Consider the following 25,024-nt stretch of genomic DNA (forward strand, 5'->3'; position numbering starts at 1 on the left):
CGAGGAACCTTCAAGCGCCGCAAAAGGAAAACCCCCGCTCCGGGGGCATTGGAGCGGGGGTTCCTTTGTGCGTTCGTCACGCGTGACGGGGCAGACCTTGGGGAGGCCAGGGCAACAGGGGGGAAACCCGCCTCCGTCCGCGCCGTCGAATTCCTATCTAGGGTGCCTACGCTTGCTGTTCAATGAACGGAAAGGGCAGTTTACCGCACGAAACAGGCGTAACCGGGCCGAAGCGTTGCCCGTCATCGACGAGTCGGACGGCGCGGGTCATTATATTTGAACATGCTGTCAGGCACCGCGATTCCGTAGCGCTGGCCGGAAAGGGCCACTGCCGTGCGCTTGTTCTGGGAATCGAGCGTGGTCCAGCCAGCCAGCTCGAGCCCGCCGGGTGCACCGGCCTTGCGCTGGAAGCGGAACGTCATCACGCCATATTCGGGATGGCTGCGGTCGCGCACTTCGACCAGGACCCAATTGGGGTCGCCGCTGCCCAGCAGCGTACCGTATTTCTTCACGTCACGCGCAGGATCGAGCAGTGCGCCCAGCGGGCTGTTCTTGATCGGCCAGCGCTGCACCTGGCGCACCTGGTAATCGATCATGGTGAGCGCCGATCCGTCGGACACGATCAGCATGGGAATGCCCGGCGCATACTGGAAGCGGATGCGGCCCGGTCGCTTCAGCGTCAGCGTGCCGTTGGCGCGCTGGCCGTTGCGGTCGGTCTGCACGAAGGTGGCCTGCATCGTCTCGATCGCGCGCAGGGCGGCCACGGCCCGGTCAAGATCGCCGGACTGGGCCTGCGCTGCCGGAGCAAACGAAAGGGAAAGCGCCATGGGCGCACAAACAGCAAGCGCCGCCCCAAGGACGGCGCCGCGGCGAGAGAGGATCTTGTGCTTGTTCATGTTCACCGGCCTATTAGACCGGGTTTGAACAGCTTGTGAACCCGCCCGGTTCCCCGGGCGCGCAATCACTTGATCTTCGCTTCCTTGAACTCGACGTGCTTGCGCACGACGGGATCGTACTTGCGGAAGGTCATCTTCTCGGTCGTGTTGCGCGGGTTCTTCTTGGTGACATAGAAGAAGCCGGTGTCGGCAGTCGACACGAGGCGGATCTTGACGGTTGCGGGCTTCGCCATGGCGACGCTTTCCTGACTGTTAAAAAACGGGACGAGCGGCACGCATAACCGCGCCGCCCTGCAAGGTTGCGGCCCTTGGGGGCGAATCGGTCAAAAGTCAAGCGCGCGCAGACCCGGTGGGGGCAGGTTTGCCAGTCGATTGCCCCGGCCGCGCGGGTCGGGTATAAGTTGCAAAAGAAACCATGTCCGATTCCCAGCCGCCTGACAGCGATTTTTCGCACCTGCCCGAACCGGGCCCCGGCATGTTCGCTGCGCCACTCCGACGGCCGGATCATGTCGGCGAGGACTGGCTCGAACCGGCGCAGCGCATCTACACTGCGGACGAAAACCGCATCTGGGACGATCTGTTCGCCCGGCAGATGCAGGTCCTTCCCGGCCGTGCCGCCAGCGCATTCATGGCCGGACTGGAACGTCTGGACCTGGGGCGCGGCGGCGTTCCCGAATTCGGGCGGCTTTCGGAAGGGCTGGCCGCACTGACCGGCTGGTCGGTCGTGCCCGTGCCGATGCTGATTCCCGATCACGTGTTCTTCTGGCACCTTGCCAACCGGCGTTTTCCGGCGGGCAACTTCATTCGCACGCGCGAAACCTTCGATTATATCCAGGAACCTGACGTGTTCCACGATGTCTTCGGGCATGTGCCGCTGCTGACCGACCCGACCTATGCCGATTACATGCAGGAATATGGCCGCGCCGGCTGGAAGGCCATGCGCTATAACCGGCTGAAGGCGCTGGGCGCGCTTTACTGGTACACCGTGGAGTTCGGCCTGATCCTGGAGGGCAAGGATCTGCGCGCCTATGGCGCAGGCATCCTTTCCGGGCCCACGGAGACAGTCTTTTCGGTCGAGGCGGAAAGCCCCAACCGGATCATGCTCAACGTCGACCGGGTAATGCGGACCGATTACGTGATCGATGACCTGCAGCCGACCTACTTCGTGATCGAGAGCTTCGCCGAACTGTACCACGATACGGTGGAGCGCGATTTCGACCGGCTGTACCGCAGCCTCGGCCCCGGCTTCACCTATGCCAATACGGCGGTGATCGACGTGGACGACGTGCTTCACCGCGGCACGCAGGAATACCTGCTGCGCGGCGGCAGGGGCAGCGGCGCGACGCCCGTTTAGCGCGACAGCAGCCAGAGCGCGAGCAGGCCCGCGCCGATGCGGTACCAGGCGAACGGCGAGAAGCCGGCGCGGCTGACATAGGCAACGAAGGCCTTGATCACCACAAGTGCGACGATGAACGAGACGATGAAGCCGATGGCGATCAGGTCCCAGCCGACCGTGGCATTGCCGGCCATCAGCGCCGCGCGGTTGTCCATGATCTCCAGCGTCGATGCGCCGATCATCGTCGGTACGGCAAGGAAGAAGCTGAACTCGGCCGCGGTGCGCCGTTCCACGCCCATGGCGAGCGCACCCATGATCGTCGCGCCGGAGCGGCTGACGCCTGGAATCATCGAGACGCACTGGATCAGGCCGATGCCCAGGGCCGTGCGCGCGGGCAATTGCGCGACACCGCTGGGGCCACCCGGCTTGGCGAAGCGTTCGATGGCGAGGATCGCCACGCCGCCGGCGATGAGTGCCCAGGCCACGATGCTGGGGCTGCCGAGCATCATGTCGATCTGGTCCTTGAGCATCAGGCCGAGCGCCACCGAGGGCAGGAAGGCGATCAGCAGGTTGCGCACGAAGGCGATGGAAAGCTTTTCCAGCCGCAGCAGCCCTGCCGCCACCGCCCAGAAGGTCCGCCAGTAGAGCACGACCACGGCGAGGATCGCGCCGAGCTGGATGACGACGTTGAACACCTTCCACGTGTCGGCATTGTAGCCCAGCACTTCCGTGGCCAGGATCAGGTGCCCGGTGGACGATACGGGAACGAACTCGGTCAGGCCTTCGACGATGCCGAGCAGGATGGCGATGATCACTGGGTCCATGGCGCGGACAAGGAAACGGGCGCGGCCTGCAAGTCAAGCCGCGCCCGTCGGAATCACCAAGAAATGATGCGAAAATCCTACCAGATGCGGATGCGCTGCTCGGGCGGCATGTACATCTTGTCGCCCGGCTTGACGTTGAACGCCTTGTACCATTCGTCGATGTTGGGGACGATACCGTTGATGCGGAAGCGGCCCGGCGAGTGCGGGTCGGTGAGCAGCTGCTGGCGCAGGGCCGCCTCGCGCATCTTCACCCGGAACACCTGGGCATAGGCCATGAAGAAACGCTGGTCGCCAGTCAGGCCGCCGATCACCGGTGCCTTCTTGCCGCCAAGCGAGAGCTTGTAGGCGCGATAGGCCAGGCTGATGCCGCCAAGATCGCCGATGTTCTCGCCCAGCGTCAGGCGGCCGTTGATGCAGCCCTTGCCGCCCGGGCTCGTTTCGTCGATCGGGCAATGCTTGCTGTACTGCCCGACCAGCGCATCGGTGAGCTTTACGAAATTGGCCTTGTCCTCGGGCGTCCACCAGTCCCGCAGGTTGCCCGCGCCGTCCGACTTGGAGCCCTGGTCATCGAAGCCATGGCCCATTTCGTGGCCGATCACCGCGCCGATGGCGCCGTAATTCACCGCATCGTCGGCCTTCAGGTTGAAGAACGGCGGCTGCAGGATGGCGGCAGGGAAGACGATCTCGTTCTTGGTCGAATTGTAATAGGCGTTCACCGTCTGCGGCAGCATGCCCCATTCGGTGCGATCGACCGGCTTGCCGAGCCGTGAAATCTCGTCCGCGGCATACCAGCGGGAGGCGGCAAGGGCATTGCCCACCGGATCGTCAGCCTTGAAATCCAGCCCCTCGTAGGTCTTGAACTTCACCGGATAGCCGATCTTGGGATCGAAGGCGTCAAGCTTGGCCTGGGCCTGGACGCGGGTTTCCGGCCCCATCCACTTCAGGTCCTTGAGGTTGGCCGCCATGGCCAGGCGCAGGTTGGCAACCAGCTTTTCCATCGCCGCCTTGTTGGCTGCGGGGAAGTGCCGCTCGGCATAGATCTTGCCGACCAGCTCGCCGACCATGCCTTCGACCGTGGCGATGCCCCGCTTCCAGCGCGGACGCTGTTCGGGCTGGCCGCTCAGCAGCTTGCCATAGAAGGCGAAGTTGGCATCGTCGAAGCGCTTGGGCAGCACCGGCGCGGTGCCCATGACGATGTTCTTGGCCAGCCATGCCTGCCATACGCTCGCCGGTTCGCTGGCGATCATCCGGGCAATGGCCGGAACGCCCCCGCTGAGCTTGCCGGCCTGTTCGGGCGTCAGCTTGGCGGCAGCGATCTCTTCCGGTGTCGGCGGAAGCTGCGCGACGATGACTTCGTTGACCTTGCCGCCGCTGGCCTTGGCAATCATGGCCTTCATCGGCACCTGCGGGGCCAGCGCGGCGAATTCATCGAGGCTGAGCTTGTTGTAGGTCAGGTCGCGGTTGCGGCCGAGCGCGCGGTCCCAGGTGGCCTCGGCGATCTTGTATTCCAGGGCATAGACGTCTTCCGCGCTCTTCGCCGGGTCGGCATGGCCGAGCTCGGTGAAGATGAAGGTCATGTACTTCTTGTAGGCGGCCTGGAATTCCTTGAAGCGCGGATTGTCCTGCAGGTACATGTCGCGGTCCGGAAGGCCGAGACCACCCTGGCGCGCGTAGATGGCATAGGAATCCGACTTCTTCGCATCGACACCGACGCCGACATTGATCGGCGAAGGGATGGCCGGTTCCATGAACAGGTCGGCCAGCGCTTCGACGGTGGTTGCTGCCTTGATGCGATCAAGCTGCGGCTGGATGGGGGCAAGGCCGCGCTTTTCGATCGCGTCGGTATCCATGAAGGCCTTGTAGGCTGCGGCCACGCGGGCGGCATCGGTGCCCGGTGCCGGGTTCGACGCCACGAGTTCGTCGAAGATGGCCTTCATGCGCGTTTCGGACAGATCGCGCAGGACGATGAACCCGCCGGTCGAGGTGCGGTCCGACGGAATCTCGGCCTGATCGTACCACTTGCCGTTGACGTAGCGTTCGAAATCGTCGCCCGGCTTGACCGACTTGTCGACCCACCAGGTCTGGATGCCGGCGTCACCCCAGCCGTCGGTCTTGTCGGCAACGGGCTTGGCTGGCGCTGCCTTGGCATGATGCTGGTGCGCGGGCTTGGCAACTGCACCGGTCGCGAAGGCGAGTGCGAGCAGGCTGGTGGTGAAAGCGATTTTGCGGATCATGGCGTCCCCGTTCGTCGATAGCTTTGGTTGCAAGGGCAACCAGAATCGCCGTGGTAACGGACCCGCGCGCCTGCGCAATTCTATTCGACGGGCCGCATGGCCTTTTCGTCGAATTGCAGGGCCGCCAGGTGGGCATAGAGGCCGCCGGACTTGCTCAGCGCCTCATGCGTGCCGGATTCGACCATCCGGCCTTCGTCCATCACCACGATCCGGTCCGCCTTGCGCACCGTGGCGAGGCGATGGGCGATGACCAGGGTGGTGCGGCTTTCCATCAGGTGATCCAGCGCCTGCTGGACCAGCCGCTCGCTTTCGGCGTCGAGGGCGGAGGTCGCCTCGTCAAGCAGCAGGATCGGGGCGTCGCGCAACAGGGCGCGCGCAATCGCCACGCGCTGGCGCTGGCCGCCCGACAAGCGCGCGCCGTTTTCGCCGAGGAACGTATCGAGCCCGTCGGGCAGGTCGCGCAGGAAGGCTTCGGCATTGGCGGCGCGCGCGGCTTCCCAGATCGCTTCGTCGCTTGCTTCCCAGTTGCCGTAGCGCAGGTTGTCGCGCGCCGAGGCCGCGAACAGCACCCCGTCCTGCGGCACAAAGGCGATGCGGCGGCGCACGTCGGCCGGGTCGGTCGAGGTCAGCGGCACGCCATCGATGCGAACCGTGCCCGACTGCGGGTCATAGAACCGCTCGGCGAGCTGGAAGATCGTGCTTTTGCCTGCACCCGAAGGGCCGACAATGGCCACCGTCTCGCCCGGTTCCACAGTCAGGCTGAAATCGTGCAGCGCCGCCACTTCGAGTCGCGTGGGGTAGCGGAAGGTCACCCGGTCGAAGGCGATCTGGCCGCGCGGCGGCTCGGGCAGGGCAATGGGCCGGGCGGGCGCAGCAATTGCGGGCTTTTCGTTCAGCAGTTCGTTGAGGCGGCTGGCGGCGCCAGCACCGCGCACGAGATCGCCATAGACTTCCGACAGGGCGCCGAGCGAGCTGGCGACCAGAACGCCGGCAAAGACGAAGCCGGCGATCGTGCCGCCGCTGATCTTGCCGGTGGCAACGCCGATCGCGCCCTGCCACATGGCAAGCACGATGGCCCCGAAGATCAGGAACATGACCAGTGCGGTCATCAGCGCGCGGATTCGGATGCGGCGCTTGGCCGTGACGAACGTCCGCTCGACGGCAGTCTCGAACCGTTCGGCTTCGCGCTTTTCCTGGTTGAACGCCTGGACGACCTTCATGGCGCCGAGCACTTCTGTGATCATCGACCCGATGTCCGCCACCCGGTCCTGGCTGGAGCGCGAGACGTTGCGCAACCGCCGTCCGAACCAGACGATGGGAAGCACGATCACGGGAATGGCGATCAGCAGCTTCGCCGTCAGTGCCGGGGCAAGGTAGAACAGGTAGGCAATCGACAGCAGCGCGATGAAGGTGTTGCGCAGGGCGACCGAGACGGTCGTGCCGACCACAACCTCGATCAGCGCGGTGTCCGATGTCATGCGCGAGGAGATTTCGGCCGGGCTGTTTTCTTCGAAAAAGGCGGGCGGCATGCGCAGCAGGTTTTTCTGCACGCGCGTGCGGATGTCCGCGACGACGCGTTCGCCGAGCCAGGACACGAAGTAGAAGCGCACCGCGGTGGCAAGGCCCAGCACCACGATCACCAGCATCATCAGGGTAAAGGCGTTGTCGATCTGGTCGATCTGCGAACCTGTCCCGAAGCCCTTGTCGACGATGTCCTTCAACCGGCTCGGGATGAAGGAGGTGGCTGCCGAGGTGGTCAGCAGGGCCATGAAGGCGATGATCAGCTGGCGGGGATAGTTGAGCGCCTGGCGCCAGATCATCCGCAGCGGTCCCAGGCTGCGCGCAGCCTTGGCCTCTGCGGGGCTGGTTTCGGACTCGGCCTCGGGTGCGATTGCGTCGGCGGCGCTGGACATGGCCGCGCCCTAGCGCAGCGCGCCCCGATGCGGAAGCGGATAGATGGCTAATTGCAACGCTATTTCATTGTGCGTTGCAACATGAAACGAAAACCGGCACAATCGCAACCAATTCGGGGAACGACCAACGTGCTTTACAACGCTTACGAACTTAATCGCGCGTGGATGACCGGCGCCAGCGCCTGGGCCTCTATCGGTGCGGAAATGCTCAACAATCCCTCGCTGCCGATGGGCTATTTCGGCATGGGGCCGGTGCTGGCCTCGGCGCTGGACGTTTTTGCCCATGCCTCCGCGCCGCGCGGCAAGCCCGAGTTCGAGATCGAAAAGGTTTCGGTCGATGGCACGGAATATCCGGTTACCGAAGCGATCGTCCTGCATCGCCCGTTTGGCAACCTGCTGCGTTTCACGCACACGGGCCTGCCGGAAAACGCGCCGAAACTGCTGATCGTTGCCCCGATGAGCGGCCACTTCGCCACTCTGCTGCGCGGCACGGTCGCCCGCATGCTGGAGCGCGCCGAGGTGTTCATCACCGACTGGGCCGATGCCAAGATGGTGCCGATCGAGCAGGGTGCCTTCACCCTCGATGACTATATCGATTACCTTATCGGATACCTTGAGCACATCGGCCCCGGTGCGCACATGATGGCCGTGTGCCAGCCTTCGGTGCCGGCGCTTGCCGCAACCGCGCTGATGGGCGAGGACAAGCACCCCTGCCGTCCGCTGACCCTGACGATGATGGGCGGTCCGATCGACACCCGCGAAGCGCCGACCAGCGTCAACGATGTTGCCATGCAGCGTCCGCTTGCCTGGTTCGAGCATTCGGTCATCGCGACGGTTCCCGCGCTCTATCCCGGCGCCGGGCGCAAGGTCTATCCGGGCTTCCTGCAACTGGCGGGCTTCATGGCGATGAACCTGGGCACGCACCTGCAAAGCCACTACATGATGTTCAAGCACATGGTCGCAGGCGATGGCGAAAGCGCCGATGCGACCAAGGCCTTCTACGAGGAATATCGCAGCGTCTGCGACCTCCCGGCCGAATACTACCTGCAGACCATCGAGCAGGTGTTCCAGAAGCATGCCCTGCCCAAGGGCGAGTTCCGCCATGGCGAGCGGCTGGTGAACCTGGCCGCGATCACCGATACGGCGCTGCTGGCCATCGAGGGCGAGAATGACGACATCTCGGGCATCGGCCAGACCAGGGCCGCGCTCAATGTGGCAACCGGCCTTGCGGAAAGCCGCAAGCGTTACCTGCTGGCCGAACAGGTCGGGCATTACGGCATCTTCAACGGCAGCAAGTGGCGCAGCCGGATTGCCCCCGTGGTAGAGGAATGGATGGCCCAGCACGCCGCTCGCAAGGGCCTGAAGGTGGTTGCCTGAACGCTCAGGCGGGATCGCGGCTGCCGAACAGGCGCCTGAACAGGGCGCGCGCGGCAAAAAGCAGGATCACCGCGAACAGCAGCAGGGCCCCGGCGATCACGGCTGCCACCTGCGGATAGGCATAGGCGCCCCAGAGCAGTCCGGCGCTGGTGATGTCTTCCGCCGTGGAGACGGCGATGTTGCTAAACGGTTCCGGGCTGGTGTTGACCGCCGCCCGCGCACCGGCCTTTGCACCATGCGTCAGCAGCGATGCTCCCCCGCCCAGGATAAAGGCGATCACCTGCGTCGCCGGGTCTGACGGATCGACCAGCGCCAGCGCCAGTACGGCCCCGCCGATCGGGCGGATTGCCGTGTGCACCATGTCCCAGCCCGAATCGATCCAGGGCACCTTGTCGGCCAGGAATTCGACTGAGGCGGCAAAGCCGGAAAGGCCGATCACCATCGGATTGGCCAGCACCTTCAGCGCCGCGAGATGTTCGGGCAGCGGCCAGGCGCTAAAGCGCATGGCCAGCCCGGTGGCGAAGATGCAGAGGTATAGCCGCCAGCCCGAAAGCAGGCTGACCGAGCCGGCAATGCCCAGGATTTCGATGATGCCCATGGCGCGGCAGGATGCTCTTGCAGGCCCTGCCGCGCAAGGCCGTTAAAGGACTTCGAACAGGCCCGCCGCGCCCATGCCGCCGCCCACGCACATGGTGACGACGACGTGCTTTGCGCCGCGACGCTTGCCTTCGATCAGCGCATGCATGGCGCAGCGTGCGCCGGTCATGCCATAGGGGTGGCCGATGGAAATCGCGCCGCCGTTGACGTTCATCAGTTCGTTGGGGATGCCCAGCTTGTCGCGGCAATAGAGGACCTGCACGGCGAAGGCCTCGTTCAGTTCCCACAGGCCGATATCGTCCATCTTCAGGCCGAAGCGGTTCAGCAGCTTGGGCACGGCAAAGACCGGGCCGATGCCCATTTCGTCAGGCTCGGTGCCGGCGACGGCCATGCCGACGAAGCGGCCGAGCGGCTCCAGTCCCTTCTTCGCGGCGGTCGCGGCTTCCATGATGACAACGGCGGCAGAACCGTCCGAAAGCTGGCTGGCATTGCCGGCGGTGATCGTCGCCTGCGGGCCCATGACCGGCTGCAGCGACTGCAGGCCTTCCAGGCTCGTGTCGGCGCGGTTGCCCTCGTCCCGGGCGAGCGTGACTTCGCGGGTGGAGGTTTCGCCGGTGGCCTTGTCGGTAACCGACATGGTGGTGGTAACCGGGACGATCTCCGCATCGAAAGCCCCGGCGGCCTGCGCGGCGGCCGTGCGCTGCTGCGATTGCAGGGCGTACTCGTCCATCGCTTCGCGCGCGATGCCATAGCGCTTGGCCACGACCTCGGCAGTCTGCAGCATGGGCATGTAGGTTGCCTGATGCATCGCGATCAGCGCCGGATCGAACGCCATGCGCATGTCCTTGGTCTGGACCATGGAGATCGAATCCTGCCCGCCGGCGGCAACGATATCCATGCGGTCCATCACCACCTGCCGGCTGGCGGTGGCAATGGCCATCAGGCCCGAGGAGCACTGGCGATCGATGGTCTGGGCGGACGTGCTGACCGGAAGGCCCGCGCGCAGCGAGACGAGGCGGCCGATGTTGGCAGCCTGCCCGCCCTGGGTGAGCACGCAGCCCCAGACAACGTCGTCGATCTCTGCCCCTTCGATGCCTGCACGCTCGACTGCTGCTGCCAGCGAAAAGGCGCCCAGGCTGGGCGGCTGGGTGGCGTTGAAGGCGCCCTTGTAGGCGCGGCCCATGCCCGTTCGGGCGGCGGAAACGATGACTGCGTCACGCATGTGCGTTCCTTTCATTGGCTCGGGACAGGGCCCGGTGCCCCAGGCCGGGCCTTGCCCGGTCCGGAGCGAAGTTCCTCATCCGAAGTGCTGGAAAATCCATTCGGCGATAAGCGCGGGCTTGGTTTCGCGCTCGATCTCGACCGTGACTTCCACTTTCTGCTGCCACTGGCCCGGCCGCTTTTCCTCAAGCTCCAGAAGCTTGAAATGGCCGCGCACCTTGCTGCCGGACTTGACGAAGCTGAGGAAGCGTACCTTGTCGAACCCGTAGTTGATCGACATCGAAACCTGCGGCTTTTCGACCGCCGTTTCCATCATTTTCGAAAGCATCGACAGAGTCAGGAAGCCGTGTGCGACAGTTCCGCCCAGCGGAGTGGCCTTGGCCATTTCCGGGTTCACGTGGATGAACTGGTGGTCTTCGGTAACATCGGCAAAGGCGTTGATCCGATCCTGGTCGATCACGATCCACTCGGACGTGCCGAGCGTTTCGCCGACCTTCGAAACAAGGTCCTGAAGCTTCATGGGCAAGCCTTTCGCTAGCATGGAAAGGCATGGTGATGGACCAAGTGACGCGGCCGCGCAACGCGCTTCAGCTTGCCGCTACGGCATTCGGAATGTTGAGCTTGCGGGGGCCGCGAATCACCCGCTTCTGCGGCGAATCGATTCGCTTCAGGTAGGACCAGAGCCCGCATTGGATGCCGATCAGCATCAGGATGAAGGCCTGGAAGGCAATGCCGACGAACAGCGAGCCAAGCATGTAGACAAGGTGTGCCTGCTGCAGGGCGTTGGCGAGCGGCGCCTGCCACTGCACCTCGGGTCCGGCGCCCGGCGCGGCGGCCTTTTTCAGCCAGCGCGACCGAATGCGCTCCATCTGCCAGATGCCCAGAGCCTGGATCCACAGCCACAGCAGCAGGCCCGGCCAGCCCTGTTCTCCCAGCATCTCGAAATAGCTGGAATGATAGGCGCGGCCGGCGTCTTCCACCTGCTGCACTTCCACGGCCGTCGTGTTGCCGTCGGTCGTTGCGGCGCGGGTCTCGATCCGCAGGCGGTTGGACCGGTATGCCTCGAAACCGCCGCCGAAGGGATTGTCCTTCACGTAGTCCAGCGTCCACTTCCACACGGCGACGCGGGTGGATGCGGATTCGTCGGCCTGGTGATTCTCGATCGTGTCCATCCGCTTGGTGTAGCTTTCCGGCAGGAACGGAATTGCCATCAGCGCCAGGGTGCCCATCGCCGCAAGGTAGAGGAACCTGTGCTTCACCGTGCGCAGCGAAAGCAGGAACAGCAGCACGATGCACAACAGCCCGGTCCGCGCCTGGGTGCCGATCGGAATCAGCAGGCAGGCGAAGGTGAGCGCGACGGCGAACAGCCTGACCATCCAGTTGCGCGGAAAAACGGTGGTGTGGCGCGCCAGCCACCAGACCAGCGGGATCGCCGCGATCGAGACGCAGGATATGATCGATCCTTCGTAAAGCCCGGTGTTGTCATTCACGAACAGCTTGAGCGTGCCATAGCCGCCCCCCGAACCGAGCGTCTTGATCGATCCGCTGATGACAATGGCGCCCAGGGTCAGAACCATGACCATGATCGCCGCTTCGAAGCGTAGCCGCGTGCGCAGGGTCAGCGGCAGGAAGATGGCGAAGACCAGCGCCTTCCATACCCACGACCATTTCTCCGCAGCCTCCACCGGGAAGTCCGCCGACAGCGTGGTCAGCCCGCAATAGCAGAGCAGGAGGAACAGCAATGCCTGTCGCAGGGTAAAGCGGCTGTCGCGCTTGTCGTCGATCAGCAGCCAGCCGCCGAAGGCAAGGCAAAAGACGATTAGCGAAATCGGGATCGAGGCAAGGAGGAACCACGAGATCTTCTGCGGCGCCAGGATATCGACGTAGAGATAGGCCAGCACCCACAGGAATGGCCGGCGCAGGCCCAGCGCCAGCAGGCCGAGCACGAAGGCGGTGAGGCCAAGGTCAACCACCGGACTGTTCGTCCGAAGCGGCGGGGGGATCGCGATCAAGATCGTCGCGCAGCATCAGCCGCAAGGCGGCAAGCGCCAGCAGCGAATGGATCAGTCCCAGCGCGAAAATGTCGACCATGGCCTGCCCGCTCTAGCAGCAGGCGGTTGACGGCCCGTTAAGCCTTGTCTGGCAGTGATTTGCGCCATGACACGCGTGCTCCACGTCCTTGACCACTCCCTGCCGCTGCACAGCGGCTACACGTTCCGCACCCGCGCCATCCTCAAGAGCCAGCAGGCTGCGGGGATCGAGGTGCGCGGTATCACCGGCCTGCGCCACATGGCCGATGGGCCGGATGCGGAAGAGGCGGGCGGCATCCTGTTTCACCGCACGCGCGGCGAGGCTACGGGCCCGGCGGGCCTGCGCGAATGGCGCGAGATCGGGCTGCTTGCGTCCGCTATCGAAACGCTTTGCCAGGAATGGCGACCCGACGTGATCCACGCCCATTCCCCCGCGCTATGCGGCGCTGCCGCCCTGCGCGCCGCGCGGCGACTGGGCATTCCCATCGTCTACGAAATCCGCGCCTTCTGGGAGGACGCGGCAGTGGGCAATGGCACCGGCAGTGAAGGTTCGCTCAAGTACCGGCTGACGCGCAGCCTCGAGAACCACGTCGTCAAGGGCGCCGATGCCGTGGTGACGATCTGCCAGGGCCTCAAGGACGATCTGGTTGCCCGCGGGACCGATCCCGGGCGAATCACCATTTCGCCAAACGGCGTCGACCTTTCCCTGTTCGGCGAGCCGCTGGCACCCGATCCGGTGCTGCGGACCATGCTGAGCATCGGCAATGGCCCGGTGATCGGCTTTATCGGCAGCTTCTACGATTACGAAGGGCTCGACGTGCTGATCGAGGCCATGCCCCTGCTGCTCGAGCGCCAGCCGGACGCCCGGCTGCTGATGGTCGGCGGCGGACCTTGCGAGGCGGCCTTGCGCGAACAGGCACTGAATTCGCCCGCTGCCGACGCCATCCGCTTCGTCGGTCGCGTGCCGCATCATGAGGTCGACCGCTATTATGCCCTGTGCGACATCATGGCCTACCCGCGCAAGGCAAGCCGGCTGACCGACCTGGTCACGCCGCTGAAGCCGCTGGAGGCCATGGCGCAGGACAAGCTGGTCGCGGCCTCATCGGTCGGTGGGCACCGCGAACTGGTAGACGACGGGAACACCGGTATCCTCTTTGCGCCCGACGATCCCGCCGCCTGTGCCGATGCACTTGCCGGCCTGATCGAGCGCCGCGAAAACTGGCAGGCAATCCGCGCCAATGGTCAGGCCCATGTGCGGCAGAAACACGATTGGGCGAAGAACGTGGATCGTTATCTTCGTGTTTACCAAACACTGGTAGCCATCCCGATGCTTGGGAATACCAAGGCTGCCTGAAAGGGCGCCCTGGTCAGTTAGTTAGGGGTTCAGGCATTGGTTGCGAAACCGGCGAAAACGAAGGGCAAACTGCCGATCAGCCGTCATCCGCTGTTTCCGATGATGGTGGCGATCTGGTTTGCCGCGCTGTTCGGACTGGGCAGTCTGGCGATTCGCCCGACCCTGCTGGAATCCTTCGTTCTGGCCATGCGGCTGGACCTTGTGATCCCTGCCGCCGCGCCGCCGCTGGGCTTCACGTTCCGCATCCTGCTGGCGCTGGGCATGTTCACGATCGGTGGTGCGATCGGCTTCATCCTTGCCCGCCGGATCGGTCGCGAGCGTGAAGTGATTGTCGAAGGCCGTCGATTCGGCAGCAAGTATTCCCGCCCCGCAGCAGCGACCACCGTTGCCACCGACATCGAGGACGAAGACGACGAAAGCGATTTTGCCCGACTCGATTCTGCGCGCCAGGCCCAGGCTGCCAGTGCCGCCAATGCTATCCCCGGCAGGCGCCGTGCCCTGGCGATGGAAGAGGACTTCGCGACCGAACATCACGACCTTGTGCCGCTTCCGGGCGGCGCGCCGCAGATCCTCGATCTCGCCGATCTTGGCGGGATGACCGAGCTGGGCGGACTCTCCGGCGACCAGATTGAGCCCATGCATGCCGAACAGCAGCTGGCCATGGATCCGGCGGATGAACCGCAGCACGCGGCTTTCGCTGAACCGGCGGCTGCCGAGCCGGCTTTCGATCCCTGGCAGCGGCACGCCCCGCAGCCGCCGGTCGAACTGGTTGCAATGCCATCTGCCGAGCCTGACGCGCACCACCTGCGTGCCTTCGATGCCCCCGCTGCGTCGACTCCGGATTCTGCCCCGAGCTTCGCTCCGCCGCCCGTGCATCAGGCCGCGCCGGTGCAGGCCCCCTCCTTTGCCGCTCCTGCGAGCTTCTCGATGCCGGAACCGGTGACCATCTTCGCCGACTACGCCAATAACGAGCCGCCGGCACCCTTTTCTCCCTTTGCGGCTCCGGATGCACAGGCTGCGCCGGTGGTTGCGCAGGCAGTCAACGAGCCGGCGCCCGCTCCCGTTGCCCCGCTCAGCTTCGCTGCGCCTGCCGAGGCGGAACCGGCATTTGCCGTCAGTGATGCCGTGTCTTCTGCGTTTGCCGCGCCGCGCAGCTTCGATGCAGCAGTTGCAGATGCGCCGGCGCTCGTTCAGCCTTCACAGCCCGTGGCAGAGCAGCCGCAGGGTCCGGTTTTCGGCCAGGCAACTGGCGATGCCGCAGAGCGGCTGGTGGCCGCGCCGGTCGGGTCGCTGGGCGTGGTGCAGCTCGCCGAACGCCTTGCCCTGGCCATTGCCCGCAAGCGCGACGCCGCTGTCGCCCAGGCGGAAGCGCCCGCCTTTGCAGCGCCGGCTGCGCCCGTCGTCACCCCGCCGCCCCTGCCCATGCCGCCGGTGTTTGCCGCACCGGCCGCCCAGCCCGAGCCTGCCGAGCCGGTCATGGCCGAAGTCGCGCCCGAGGCCGAAGTCGAAGCCCCGGCCGAGGCTGCACCGGCTCCCGTCGCAACGGTCGAAACGGTTGCACCGGCACAGTTCTGCGCGTCGCCGCTTCCGGCGGCGTTCCGTCCGCTCGCCTTCGACGATCACGAAGACGACGAGCCGCTGGAAGCCATCGTGCCGCCGCGCCGATTCGCCATGCCGGCGAGCCCCGTTGCCGAGGAGCTTGTTGCGCCGGCTCCCGCAACCTTCGCCGCGCCTGCCACCTTTGCTGCGCCCGTTGCGGAAGACTGCGCTGCCGAACCGGCCCAGGCTGAAATCGAAGCAGAAGCCGATGATGGCTATGGCTCGCTTTTGAACCTGCGATCGCCCGCGCGTCCTTTCGTTCGTATCGAGGAGCCCGAGGAAGCGGTTGGCGAGGTTGAGCCGGTCGTGATCTTCCCCGGCCAGGAACCGCGCCAGGCTTTTGCCGCGCCTTTTGGCGGGCATGCCGCTGCCCAGCCGGCGCCGGAAGGCTTCGCCTCCAATGTCGCCCGGCCCTTCGATGCGCCCTCGGCCGTGCCCAGCATGCCCCTGCGCATGACTGCACCGAGCCAGGCGATCGATCCGCAGGAAACCGAACGCCAGCTGAAGGCGGCACTTGCCACCCTCCAGCGGATGAGCGGCGCGGCCTGAACCCGCGTCGCCGCCCTTTTTCAGCCCTCCCGCGCCACTTCCCGGCGATGGATTCGGGGGTCTGACCACTTCGCAGTTGCAAAAACACGATCCTGTCGCCATTGGGTCCATTCGCGCAACTTCGCTGCATTTCGCGGCGAGGTGAGTCGCGTTTGATTTCCGTTGAAACCAGTTACTTGGGGGCAACGGACCAGGACAGGACAGGATTTGCGAATGGGACTTCCGCAGCCCCAGGGCCTTTACGATGCACGCAACGAACACGACGCCTGTGGTGTGGGTTTTGTCGCCCATATCAAGGGTGCGAAAAGCCACGCCATCGTTACCCAGGCGCTCGAAATCCTGAAAAACATCGACCACCGCGGCGCGGTGGGCGCGGATCCCCTGCTGGGTGATGGCGCGGGTATCCTGATCCAAACGCCCGACAAGCTGTTCCGCAAGTGGGCCGACAAGGAAGGCCTGAAGCTTCCGGCCGAAGGCGATTACGCCGTCGCCATGTGCTTCCTGCCGCAGGACGAGGCGAGCCGCGATTTCATCGTCGGCATCTTCGAGAAGTTCATCGCCAAGGAAGGCCAGAAGCTGATCGGCTGGCGCGACGTGCCGGTGACGATCGAAGGCCTGGGCGAAACGGTGAAGGCCGAAATGCCGGTGATTCGCCAGTGCTTCGTCGGTCGCGGCGAAAACTGCCCCGATCAGGACGCTTTTGAGCGCAAGATCCTGGCGATTCGCAAGCAGACGCAGAATCCGCTGGCCGCCCTTGCCGAAAAGCATGGCCTGCCCGGCATCAGTGAGCTCTACATGCCGAGCTTCTCCAGCCGCACCGTGGTCTACAAGGGCCTGCTGCTGGCCACGCAGGTCGGCTCGTTCTATGACGACCTGCGCGATCCGGACTGCGTTTCGGCGCTCGGCCTCGTTCACCAGCGTTTCAGCACCAACACCTTCCCCAGCTGGAAGCTGGCGCACCCCTACCGGTTCATCGCCCACAACGGCGAGATCAACACGGTGCGCGGCAACGTCAACTGGATGAACGCGCGCCGCCGCACCATGGAATCGGAGCTTCTCGGCGCCGATCTCGACAAGATGTGGCCGCTGATCCCGCACGGCCAGTCGGACACCGCCTGCCTCGACAACGCGCTCGAGCTGCTGCTGGCCGGTGGCTACAGCCTGGCCCATGCAGTGATGATGCTGATCCCGGAAGCCTGGGCCGGCAACCCGCTGATGGATGCCAAGCGCCGCGCCTTCTACGAATACCACGCCGCGCTGATGGAGCCGTGGGACGGCCCCGCCGCCGTCGCCTTCACCGATGGCCGCCAGATCGGCGCCACGCTAGACCGCAACGGCCTGCGCCCCGCGCGCTTCCTTGTCACCGACGATGACATCGTCGTCATGGCATCGGAAAGCGGCGTGCTGCCGATCAAGGAAGACAACATCGTCCGCAAGTGGCGTCTCCAGCCCGGCAAGATGCTGCTGATCGACTTCGCCGAGGGCCGCATCATCGAGGACGAGGAAATCAAGGCCAGCCTTGCTTCTTCCGAACCCTACGAAGCCTGGCTCGAAGCCGCTCAGTACAAGCTCAAGGACCTCGACCTGATCGAGCCCGAGCTGGCGCAGCTGCCGATCGAGACCACCAGCCTGCTCGATCGCCAGCAGGCCTTCGGCTACACGCAGGAAGACCTTTCGAAGTTCCTCGAGCCGATGGCCGTTGCAGCCGACGATCCGATCGGTTCGATGGGCACCGACACGCCGATCGCCGTGCTGTCGAACCGCTCGCGCCTGCTTTACGATTACTTCAAGCAGAACTTCGCCCAGGTCACCAACCCGCCGATCGACCCGATCCGCGAGGAACTGGTGATGAGCCTGGTGTCGATGATTGGCCCGCGCCCGAACCTGCTGGGCATGGAAGCCGGCACGCACAAGCGCCTCGAAGTCGACCAGCCGATCCTGACCAATGACGAGATCGCCAAGATCCGCTCGGTCGAGGCCGCGCTGGATGGCGCTTTCCGTACCGAAACGATCGACATCACCTGGGACGCCACCACCGGCGCTGCCGGGCTTGGCCAGGCGATCAAGGAAATGTGCTGGGCGGCGACCGAAGCCGTGCTGCAGGACAAGAACATCCTGATCCTGTCCGACCGTGCCCAGGGCCCGGACCGCATTCCGATGCCGGCGCTGCTGGCTACGGCTGCGGTGCATCAGCACCTCGTCCGCCAGGGCCTGCGCATGCAGACCGGCCTCGTCGTCGAAACCGGCGAAGCGCGCGAAGTGCATCACTTCTGCGTGCTCGCGGGCTACGGTGCGGAAGCGATCAACCCCTATGTCGCTTTCGAAACCATCGAGGAACTGCGGGTCCGCAAGGAACTGCCGGTCGATGCCAAGACGGCGCAGAAGAATTACATCAAGGCCATCGGCAAGGGCATCCTCAAGGTGATGTCCAAGATGGGCATCAGCACCTACCAGTCCTACTGCGGTGCGCAGATCTTCGATGCCGTGGGCCTCAATTCGCAGTTCATCGGCCAGTACTTCACCGGCACCGCGACCACCATCGAGGGTGTCGGGCTGGACGAGATCGCGGAAGAGACCGTGCGCCGCCATGCGGCTGCCTATGGCGACAACCCGATCTACAAGAACATGCTGGATGTCGGCGGCATCTACGGCCTGCGCCTGCGCGGCGAGGAACACGCCTGGACGGCGCAGAACATCGCCTCGCTCCAGCACGCGGTTCGCGGCAACATGCCGGACAAGTACAAGGAATTCGCGCAGACCATCAACGATCAGTCGACCCGGATGCTCACGATCCGCGGGCTGATGGATTTCGTGCCGGCCGAAAAGCCGCTCGACATCTCCGAGGTCGAACCGGCGAGCGAAATCGTCAAGCGCTTCGCCACCGGTGCCATGTCCTATGGCTCGATCTCGTGGGAAGCGCACACCACCCTGGCAGCCGCGATGAACGCTATCGGCGGCAAGTCGAACACCGGTGAAGGCGGCGAAGATCCCCGCCGCTTCAAGCCGATGCCCGATGGCCGCAACCTGCGCTCGGCGATCAAGCAGGTCGCTTCGGGCCGCTTCGGCGTGACCACCGAATACCTCGTCAACGCCGATGACGTGCAGATCAAGATGGCCCAGGGCGCCAAGCCCGGCGAAGGCGGCCAGCTGCCCGGTCACAAGGTGGACAAGACCATCGGCGCGACCCGCCACTCGACCCCGGGTGTCGGCCTGATCTCGCCGCCGCCGCACCACGACATCTACTCGATCGAGGATCTGGCCCAGCTGATCCACGACCTGAAGAACGTCAACAATGGCGCGCGCATCTCGGTCAAGCTGGTCTCCGAAGTCGGCGTCGGCACGGTGGCGGCAGGCGTTTCGAAGGCCCGTGCGGACCACGTGACGATCTCCGGCTACGAAGGCGGCACCGGCGCTTCGCCGCTGACCTCGCTGACGCACGCCGGCAGCCCGTGGGAAATCGGCCTTGCCGAGACCCAGCAGACGCTGCTGCTCAACAACCTGCGCAGCCGCATCTGCGTCCAGGCCGACGGCGGCCTGCGCACCGGTCGTGACGTGGCGATTGCCGCGCTGCTCGGCGCGGACGAATTCGGCTTTGCCACCGCACCGCTGATCGCGGCCGGCTGCATCATGATGCGCAAGTGCCACCTCAACACCTGCCCGGTCGGCGTCGCCACACAGGATCCGGTGCTGCGTGCGCGCTTCACCGGCCAGCCGGAACACGTGATCAACTACTTCTTCTTCGTCGCCGAAGAGCTGCGGGCGATTATGGCAGAGCTCGGCTTCCGCACGGTCGCCGAGATGGTCGGGCGGGTCGACAAGCTCGACATGAAGCAGGCCATCGATCACTGGAAGGCCCGCGGCATCGACCTTTCGCGCCTGCTCCACCGAGTCGAACCGGTTCCGGGCACCACGCTCGGCTGGAGCGGCACGCAGGATCACGGGCTTGAAAAGGCACTCGATAACGATCTGATCGCCGCTGCCGCCGACGCGCTGGAAACCAAGGCGCCGGTGGTGATCGAGCGCAAGGTGATCAACGTCAACCGCACGGTCGGTGCCATGCTTTCGGGCGAGGTTGCCCGTCGCTATGGACATGCCGGCCTGCCGGACAACACGATCAAAGTGAAGCTCACCGGCGTCGCCGGCCAGTCGTTCGGCGCCTGGCTTGCCCATGGCGTGACTCTGGACCTGACGGGTGACGCCAACGACTACGTCGGCAAGGGCCTGTCCGGCGGCCGGGTGATCGTCCGCCAGCCGACCCATGTCGATCGCGAGCCGACCGAGAACATCATCGTCGGCAATACCGTGCTTTACGGTGCCATCGCGGGTGAAGCCTATTTCAACGGCGTCGCCGGCGAACGCTTTGCCGTGCGCAATTCGGGCGCGGTGGCGGTTGTCGAAGGCACCGGCGATCACGGTTGCGAATACATGACCGGCGGCACGGTGATGGTGCTCGGCAAGACCGGCCGCAACTTCGCCGCCGGCATGTCGGGCGGTGTCGCCTACGTCTATGACGAGGCGGGCAACTTCGCCCAGCTGTGCAACATGGCCCAGGTCGACCTCTTGCCGATCTCGCCCGAGCGCGATGAAGACGATGGCGCCGGGCGGCCGCAGCAGCGGACCAACGGCGCCAGCGATCCCGGCATGGGCGACATGCTGCGCCACGATGCCGAACGCGTGAAGGTGCTGCTCGAACGGCACCACCTGCACACCGGCTCGAAGCGGGCTCGCGAATTGCTCGACGATTTCGGCAATTCGCTGAAGAAGTTCGTCAAGGTCATGCCGAGGGATTACGCCAAGGCATTGAAGCAACTTGAGGCCGAGCGGCTGGAAGCCGCCTCGGTGGCTGCGGAATAAGGGTCAGGTAATGGGCAAGGAAACCGGCTTCCTCGAGCTTGATCGCAAGGACCGCACCTATGCGGATCCCAAGGAGCGTCTCACCCACTACAAGGAATTCGTGATTCCGCACGAGGAAGGCGCGCTCAAGGCGCAGGCCTCGCGCTGCATGAATTGCGGCATTCCCTATTGTCACAACGGCTGTCCGGTGAACAACATCATCCCGGACTGGAACCACCTGGTCTACGAAGGGGACTGGAAGAATGCGCTGGAAGTGCTGCATTCGACCAACAACTTCCCCGAGTTCACCGGCCGCATCTGCCCCGCTCCCTGCGAGGCGAGCTGCACGCTGAACATCGTCGACCAGCCGGTGACCATCAAGTCGATCGAATGTGCGATCGTCGACAAGGGCTGGCAGGAAGGCTGGATCGTCCCGCAGGTGCCCGAAAAGCGCACCGGCAAGACGGTCGCAGTCGTCGGTTCCGGCCCCGCCGGCATGGCGGCTGCCCAGCAGCTGGCTCGCGCCGGCCATTCGGTCACCCTGTTCGAGAAGAACGACCGGCTCGGCGGCCTGCTGCGCTATGGCATTCCCGACTTCAAGCTTGAAAAGGACACGATCAACCGTCGCCTGATGCAGATGCAGGCGGAAGGCGTCGTGCTCAAGGAAAGCACCGAAGTGGGCGTGCACGTTTCGGTCGATTCGCTGCGCGAGAACTTCGATGCGATCGTTCTTGCCGGCGGAGCCGAAGAACCGCGCCAGCTGACCATTCCGGGGGCCGAACTGCCCGGCGTGCGCCTGGCGATGGAGTTCCTTACCCAGCAGAACAAGCGCAACGCGGGTGACGATGAACTGCGGGCAGCGCCGCGCGGTACGCTTTCGGCCAAGGGCAAGCACGTGATCGTCATCGGTGGTGGCGATACCGGGTCTGACTGTGTCGGCACCTCGAACCGCCAGGGAGCAGCCTCGGTCACCCAGATCGAGATCATGCCCAAGCCGCCCGAAAAGGAAGACAAGGCGCTGACCTGGCCCGACTGGCCGCTCAAGCTGCGCACCTCGACCAGCCATGACGAAGGCTGCGAGCGCGACTGGGCGATCAATGCCAAGCGCGTCATCGGCAAGGACGGACAGGTCACCGGCCTGGAATGCGTCCGCGTCGAATGGGTCAACGGCAAGATGCAGGAAATGGCCGGCACCGAGTTCACGCTCAAGGCCGACCTCATCCTGCTTGCCATGGGCTTCGTCGGTCCGCGCAAGCAGGGTCTGCTGGATCAGGCCGGTGTCGAACTGGATGCGCGCGGCAACGTCTTTGCCGATACCTTCAGCTACCGCACCAGCGACCCGCAGATCTTTGCCTGCGGCGACATGCGTCGCGGCCAGAGCCTGGTCGTCTGGGCCATCCGCGAAGGCCGCCAGGCCGCCCGCGCGGTGGACGAGGCGCTGATGGGGGCTAGCCAGCTTCCCCGCTGAGGCAGCCGGCGAAGTGACAAGGACAAGAGGCGCGGCTGGTCCGCGCCTCTTTCCGTTTGCGGCCATGCAGTCTAGGGCAGGCCGCGATGATCCGCCTTTCCGACCTTGCCCTGCCGCTGGACCATTCGCCCGAGGACCTCGAGCAGGCGATCTTGGCCCGCCTCGGCCTTTCCCCCGGTGAACTCGAACGGTTCGTCGTGGTCCGCCGTGGCAACGATGCGCGCAAGAAAACGGCCATCAAGCTTGTCTATGTGCTCGACCTTGTCCTCCACGACGAGGCGAAGGTGCTGGCGGAGCACGCCGGTGACAGCCACGTGCGCCCGACGCCGGACACCTCCTATCGTTTCCCGGTCCGTGCGCCGGAAGGCTGGGCGGGCGAGCGGCCCGTGGTGATCGGAGCCGGGCCATGCGGCCTGCTCGCCGCGCTGATCCTCGCGCAAATGGGCCTCAAGCCGATCATCGTCGAGCGCGGCAAGGCGGTGCGCGAACGCACCAAGGACACCTGGGGTCTGTGGCGGCGTTCGGTGCTCGATCCGGAATCGAACGTGCAGTTCGGCGAGGGCGGAGCCGGCACCTTTTCCGACGGCAAGCTCTATTCGCGGATCAAGGACCCGCGCCACCTTTCGCGCAAGGTGCTGACCGAATTCGTCAAGGCAGGCGCGCCTGAGGACATCCTGACCGAAGCGCACCCCCATATCGGCACTTTCCGCCTCGTCACCATGGTGATGTCGATGCGCGAGACGATCGAGAGCCTGGGCGGCGAATACCGGTTCCAGACCCGGGTCGAGGATTTCGCGATTGAAGCGGACAGTACCGGTACGCGCCGGATTGCCGGGCTTCACCTTTCGGATGGCTCCTTCCTGCCCGCCCGCCACGTCGTGCTCGCCGTCGGCCATTCCGCGCGCGACACCTTCTACAAGCTGCATGAGGCCGGGGTCCACGTAGAGGCAAAGCCCTTTGCCATCGGCGTGCGCATCGAACATCCGCAAAGCTGGATCGACAAGGCCCGCTATGGCCCCAGTGCCGGCAACAAGATCCTGGGGGCGGCAGCCTATTCGCTCAGCCACCAGACATCGAACGGGCGCACGGTCTATTCCTTCTGCATGTGCCCGGGTGGCCGCGTGGTTGCCGCAACCAGCGAGGAAGGGCGCGTCGTCACCAACGGCATGAGCCAGTATTCGCGCGCAGAGTTCAATGCGAACTCGGGGCTCGTCGTCGATATCCAGCCCGAGCGGGACTATCCGGGCGGGCCGCTCGCCGGTATCGCGTTCCAGCGCCACTGGGAAAGCCTGGCCTTCACCGCGGGGGGCAGCAATTACCAGGCACCCGGGCAGAAGGTGGCAGACCTGCTCGCGCAGCGGCCGTCATCGGGCGAATTCGGTGCAGTCGTCCCGAGCTACAAGCCCGGCGTGCACCTCACCGACCTGTCGCTCTGCCTGCCCGACTACGTCATGCAGTCGCTGCGTGAGGCGATCCCTGTCTTCGGCAGGCAGATCGCCGGATATGATCACCCCGACGTTATCCTGACCGGGGTGGAGACACGCACTTCAAGCCCGGTACGCTTTACCCGTGGCAAGGATTTCCAGAGCCTCAATACCCGCGGGCTCTATCCCGCCGGCGAAGGCGCGGGCTATGCCGGGGGCATTCTTTCTGCGGCAGTTGACGGGATCCGCGTCGCCGAAGCGCTGGCGCAGGACATGCTCGGCCTGCCGACTGCCGCTCCTAGCGCCTGATCCGTCCCGCCACCCAGCGCGCGCGGAGCCGGTTGATCGGCTTTTCATAGTACCGCCAGATAAGCCAGGACATCATCGGCACCACGGCGAAGCTCGTCGCCGCAACGGCCAGCCGGATGGTGAAGGGATAGCCGGCGAACTGGAAGAACCACTGCATCGCCACCCAGTGCAGCAGGTAGACGATATAGGACAGGTCGGCCAACATCCGGTCGGTTTCGTCGCTTTCCCGGTGCACGGTGTACAGTGCGAAGGGGATCGTCAGCACGCCCAGGATGAGGTTGAACAACGGGGCATGGACGTGGAGCGGGCCCGGGTTGGTCCCGCCGACCAGCACGTCGCGCCAAGGTGAAACGAGGATGCCCACCACGGCCAGGACCACGGATGCGGCAGACGCCGTGGCCAGCCCAGTGCCGGGGCGCCAGTCGTTACGCGCGGCCAGCAGGCCGGCGAAGAAGAAGAACAGGTATTTCACCACGACATAGTGCTGCATCAGCAGTCCGGCAGCTGCCGATATCGCCGCTGCCGGAACCAGCAGCCACCAGCCGCGCGTCCGCATTGCCAGCCAGGCAAACAGCGGCGCGAGGAGATAATACTGCATCTCCACATCGAGCGACCAGGCCGAGCCGACCGGCGTGTAGGGCAACCAGGCATAGCCGAGCAAAAACACGCTGGAAAAGGCCAGGTGCAGCGGCTCCGACGAGAAGACGACGTCGGCCGGGATGCCGATAACCGGAAGCAGGGCCAGTGCGATCAGGCTGACCAGGACCATGACCGGGGCAAGCCGCCATACCCGGCTGGCCATGTAGGTCAGGTAGGGTGACTGCGTGCGGGCGTAGCGTTCAACCCACATGGTCTGCACCCAGAAGCCCGAGAGCACGAAGAAGACATAGACCGCGTAGGGGCCCCAATCGAGGCTCGAGAAGTGATGGACGAAGACCAGCATGGCGAGGAACAGGCGAAACGCGCCGGGATCGCGCGGCAGGGCAAGCCGCCGCGCCAGATCGAACGCCATGTTGAAAATCCCCCGCATCAGCGGTTCCATCGCCCGCAGCGGGCGATT

Annotated in this window: 18 protein-coding genes; 7 read left to right on the top strand and 11 right to left on the bottom strand. The window is 65.0% G+C overall.

Annotated elements, in window-relative coordinates; all coding sequences use genetic code 11:
• Positions 1-242: 242 nt before the first annotated feature.
• Entirely contained in the window at positions 243-827 is a 585-nt protein-coding gene (locus C0V78_RS11035; RefSeq protein WP_254049894.1) for an outer membrane lipoprotein carrier protein LolA, read from the bottom strand.
• A gap of 134 nt (positions 828-961) precedes the next feature.
• The gene (rpmG, locus tag C0V78_RS11040) at positions 962-1,129 is read right to left on the bottom strand and encodes a 50S ribosomal protein L33 (RefSeq protein ID WP_086490179.1); all 168 of its coding nucleotides are present in this window, start codon (positions 1,127-1,129) and stop codon (positions 962-964) included.
• 182 nt (positions 1,130-1,311) lie between these two features.
• Between rpmG and phhA the strand changes: the two genes are divergently transcribed.
• On the top strand, positions 1,312-2,250 hold the full coding sequence (gene phhA / locus C0V78_RS11045) for a phenylalanine 4-monooxygenase (protein WP_101797758.1): 939 nt from the start codon (positions 1,312-1,314) through the stop codon (positions 2,248-2,250).
• Here phhA and C0V78_RS11050 read toward each other — a convergent pair.
• The 3 genes from C0V78_RS11050 to C0V78_RS11060 all read right to left on the bottom strand — a co-directional run bounded on the left by C0V78_RS11050 (position 2,247) and on the right by C0V78_RS11060 (position 7,203).
• Positions 2,247-3,056, bottom strand: a complete 810-nt coding sequence (locus C0V78_RS11050; protein WP_101797759.1) for an undecaprenyl-diphosphate phosphatase — start codon at positions 3,054-3,056, stop codon at positions 2,247-2,249. The two genes, phhA and C0V78_RS11050, sit on opposite strands and share 4 nt — an antisense overlap.
• Positions 3,057-3,133: 77 nt before the next feature.
• Entirely contained in the window at positions 3,134-5,290 is a 2,157-nt protein-coding gene (locus tag C0V78_RS11055; protein ID WP_101797760.1) for a M13 family metallopeptidase, read from the bottom strand.
• Positions 5,291-5,370: 80 nt separating this feature from the next.
• Positions 5,371-7,203, bottom strand: coding sequence for an ABC transporter transmembrane domain-containing protein (locus C0V78_RS11060; RefSeq protein ID WP_101797761.1), 1,833 nt, complete (start codon positions 7,201-7,203; stop codon positions 5,371-5,373).
• Positions 7,204-7,332: 129 nt separating this feature from the next.
• Here C0V78_RS11060 and C0V78_RS11065 point away from each other — a divergent pair, with 129 nt between their 5' ends.
• Positions 7,333-8,580: a polyhydroxyalkanoate depolymerase gene (locus C0V78_RS11065; RefSeq protein WP_173843434.1), complete on the top strand. Its 1,248-nt coding sequence runs from the start codon at positions 7,333-7,335 to the stop codon at positions 8,578-8,580.
• Positions 8,581-8,584: 4 nt separating this feature from the next.
• Here C0V78_RS11065 and C0V78_RS11070 read toward each other — a convergent pair whose 3' ends face one another.
• From C0V78_RS11070 to C0V78_RS15245, 5 genes are all read right to left on the bottom strand, one after another.
• Positions 8,585-9,178, bottom strand: coding sequence for a DUF4126 domain-containing protein (locus C0V78_RS11070; RefSeq protein WP_101797763.1), 594 nt, complete (start codon positions 9,176-9,178; stop codon positions 8,585-8,587).
• Between the two features lie 42 nt (positions 9,179-9,220).
• Positions 9,221-10,399 carry an acetyl-CoA C-acyltransferase gene (locus tag C0V78_RS11075; RefSeq protein ID WP_101797764.1) on the bottom strand — a complete coding sequence of 393 codons (1,179 nt, stop codon included), beginning with the start codon at positions 10,397-10,399 and terminating at the stop codon, positions 9,221-9,223.
• A 75-nt stretch (positions 10,400-10,474) separates the two neighbouring features.
• Positions 10,475-10,918 carry a MaoC family dehydratase gene (locus C0V78_RS11080; RefSeq protein WP_101797765.1) on the bottom strand — a complete coding sequence of 148 codons (444 nt, stop codon included), beginning with the start codon at positions 10,916-10,918 and terminating at the stop codon, positions 10,475-10,477.
• 67 nt (positions 10,919-10,985) lie between these two features.
• A complete protein-coding gene (locus C0V78_RS11085; protein ID WP_101797766.1) occupies positions 10,986-12,371 on the bottom strand; it encodes a putative O-glycosylation ligase, exosortase A system-associated in 1,386 nt (461 codons plus the stop codon).
• A complete protein-coding gene (locus C0V78_RS15245) occupies positions 12,364-12,489 on the bottom strand; it encodes a hypothetical protein (protein WP_256385671.1) in 126 nt (41 codons plus the stop codon). The genes C0V78_RS11085 and C0V78_RS15245 overlap by 8 nt, the downstream gene beginning before the upstream one ends.
• Before the next feature lie 66 nt (positions 12,490-12,555).
• Here C0V78_RS15245 and C0V78_RS11090 point away from each other — a divergent pair, with 66 nt between their 5' ends.
• The 5 genes from C0V78_RS11090 (at position 12,556) to C0V78_RS11110 (ending at position 23,964) form a co-directional block, all read left to right on the top strand.
• Positions 12,556-13,782, top strand: a complete 1,227-nt coding sequence (locus tag C0V78_RS11090) for a TIGR04063 family PEP-CTERM/XrtA system glycosyltransferase (RefSeq protein ID WP_101797767.1) — start codon at positions 12,556-12,558, stop codon at positions 13,780-13,782.
• A gap of 99 nt (positions 13,783-13,881) precedes the next feature.
• Entirely contained in the window at positions 13,882-15,930 is a 2,049-nt protein-coding gene (locus C0V78_RS11095) for a hypothetical protein (RefSeq protein ID WP_144039881.1), read from the top strand.
• Positions 15,931-16,143: 213 nt separating this feature from the next.
• The gene (gene gltB, locus C0V78_RS11100; RefSeq protein ID WP_101797769.1) at positions 16,144-20,784 is read left to right on the top strand and encodes a glutamate synthase large subunit; all 4,641 of its coding nucleotides are present in this window, start codon (positions 16,144-16,146) and stop codon (positions 20,782-20,784) included.
• 10 nt (positions 20,785-20,794) lie between these two features.
• Positions 20,795-22,231, top strand: a complete 1,437-nt coding sequence (locus C0V78_RS11105; protein WP_101797770.1) for a glutamate synthase subunit beta — start codon at positions 20,795-20,797, stop codon at positions 22,229-22,231.
• Positions 22,232-22,317: 86 nt separating this feature from the next.
• Positions 22,318-23,964 carry an NAD(P)/FAD-dependent oxidoreductase gene (locus tag C0V78_RS11110; protein ID WP_101797771.1) on the top strand — a complete coding sequence of 549 codons (1,647 nt, stop codon included), beginning with the start codon at positions 22,318-22,320 and terminating at the stop codon, positions 23,962-23,964.
• Here the strand turns inward: C0V78_RS11110 and C0V78_RS11115 are convergent.
• Positions 23,954-24,994 carry an acyltransferase gene (locus C0V78_RS11115; RefSeq protein WP_158241538.1) on the bottom strand — a complete coding sequence of 347 codons (1,041 nt, stop codon included), beginning with the start codon at positions 24,992-24,994 and terminating at the stop codon, positions 23,954-23,956. The two genes, C0V78_RS11110 and C0V78_RS11115, sit on opposite strands and share 11 nt — an antisense overlap.
• Between the last annotated feature and the right edge of the window lie 30 nt (positions 24,995-25,024).

Origin of the sequence: Novosphingobium sp. TH158 (assembly GCF_002855555.1) — a bacterium.
In the GTDB taxonomy this organism is placed as follows: Bacteria; Pseudomonadota; Alphaproteobacteria; order Sphingomonadales; family Sphingomonadaceae; genus Novosphingobium.

Excerpts from the sequence above, each read along its gene's own strand:
- rpmG (WP_086490179.1), bottom strand. The coding sequence starts at position 1,129 with ATGGCGAAGCCCGCAACCGTCAAGATCCGCCTCGTGTCGACTGCCGAC.
- C0V78_RS11090 (WP_101797767.1), top strand. The coding sequence starts at position 12,556 with ATGACACGCGTGCTCCACGTCCTTGACCACTCCCTGCCGCTGCACAGC.
- C0V78_RS11115 (WP_158241538.1), bottom strand. The coding sequence starts at position 24,994 with ATGCGGGGGATTTTCAACATGGCGTTCGATCTGGCGCGGCGGCTTGCC.
- C0V78_RS11105 (WP_101797770.1), top strand. The coding sequence starts at position 20,795 with ATGGGCAAGGAAACCGGCTTCCTCGAGCTTGATCGCAAGGACCGCACC.
- C0V78_RS11055 (WP_101797760.1), bottom strand. The coding sequence starts at position 5,290 with ATGATCCGCAAAATCGCTTTCACCACCAGCCTGCTCGCACTCGCCTTC.
- C0V78_RS15245 (WP_256385671.1), bottom strand. The coding sequence starts at position 12,489 with ATGGTCGACATTTTCGCGCTGGGACTGATCCATTCGCTGCTGGCGCTT.
- C0V78_RS11110 (WP_101797771.1), top strand. The coding sequence starts at position 22,318 with ATGATCCGCCTTTCCGACCTTGCCCTGCCGCTGGACCATTCGCCCGAG.
- C0V78_RS11080 (WP_101797765.1), bottom strand. The coding sequence starts at position 10,918 with ATGAAGCTTCAGGACCTTGTTTCGAAGGTCGGCGAAACGCTCGGCACG.
- C0V78_RS11075 (WP_101797764.1), bottom strand. The coding sequence starts at position 10,399 with ATGCGTGACGCAGTCATCGTTTCCGCCGCCCGAACGGGCATGGGCCGC.
- C0V78_RS11035 (WP_254049894.1), bottom strand. The coding sequence starts at position 827 with ATGGCGCTTTCCCTTTCGTTTGCTCCGGCAGCGCAGGCCCAGTCCGGC.
- C0V78_RS11095 (WP_144039881.1), top strand. The coding sequence starts at position 13,882 with ATGATGGTGGCGATCTGGTTTGCCGCGCTGTTCGGACTGGGCAGTCTG.
- C0V78_RS11050 (WP_101797759.1), bottom strand. The coding sequence starts at position 3,056 with ATGGACCCAGTGATCATCGCCATCCTGCTCGGCATCGTCGAAGGCCTG.
- gltB (WP_101797769.1), top strand. The coding sequence starts at position 16,144 with ATGGGACTTCCGCAGCCCCAGGGCCTTTACGATGCACGCAACGAACAC.
- C0V78_RS11060 (WP_101797761.1), bottom strand. The coding sequence starts at position 7,203 with ATGTCCAGCGCCGCCGACGCAATCGCACCCGAGGCCGAGTCCGAAACC.
- C0V78_RS11070 (WP_101797763.1), bottom strand. The coding sequence starts at position 9,178 with ATGGGCATCATCGAAATCCTGGGCATTGCCGGCTCGGTCAGCCTGCTT.
- phhA (WP_101797758.1), top strand. The coding sequence starts at position 1,312 with ATGTCCGATTCCCAGCCGCCTGACAGCGATTTTTCGCACCTGCCCGAA.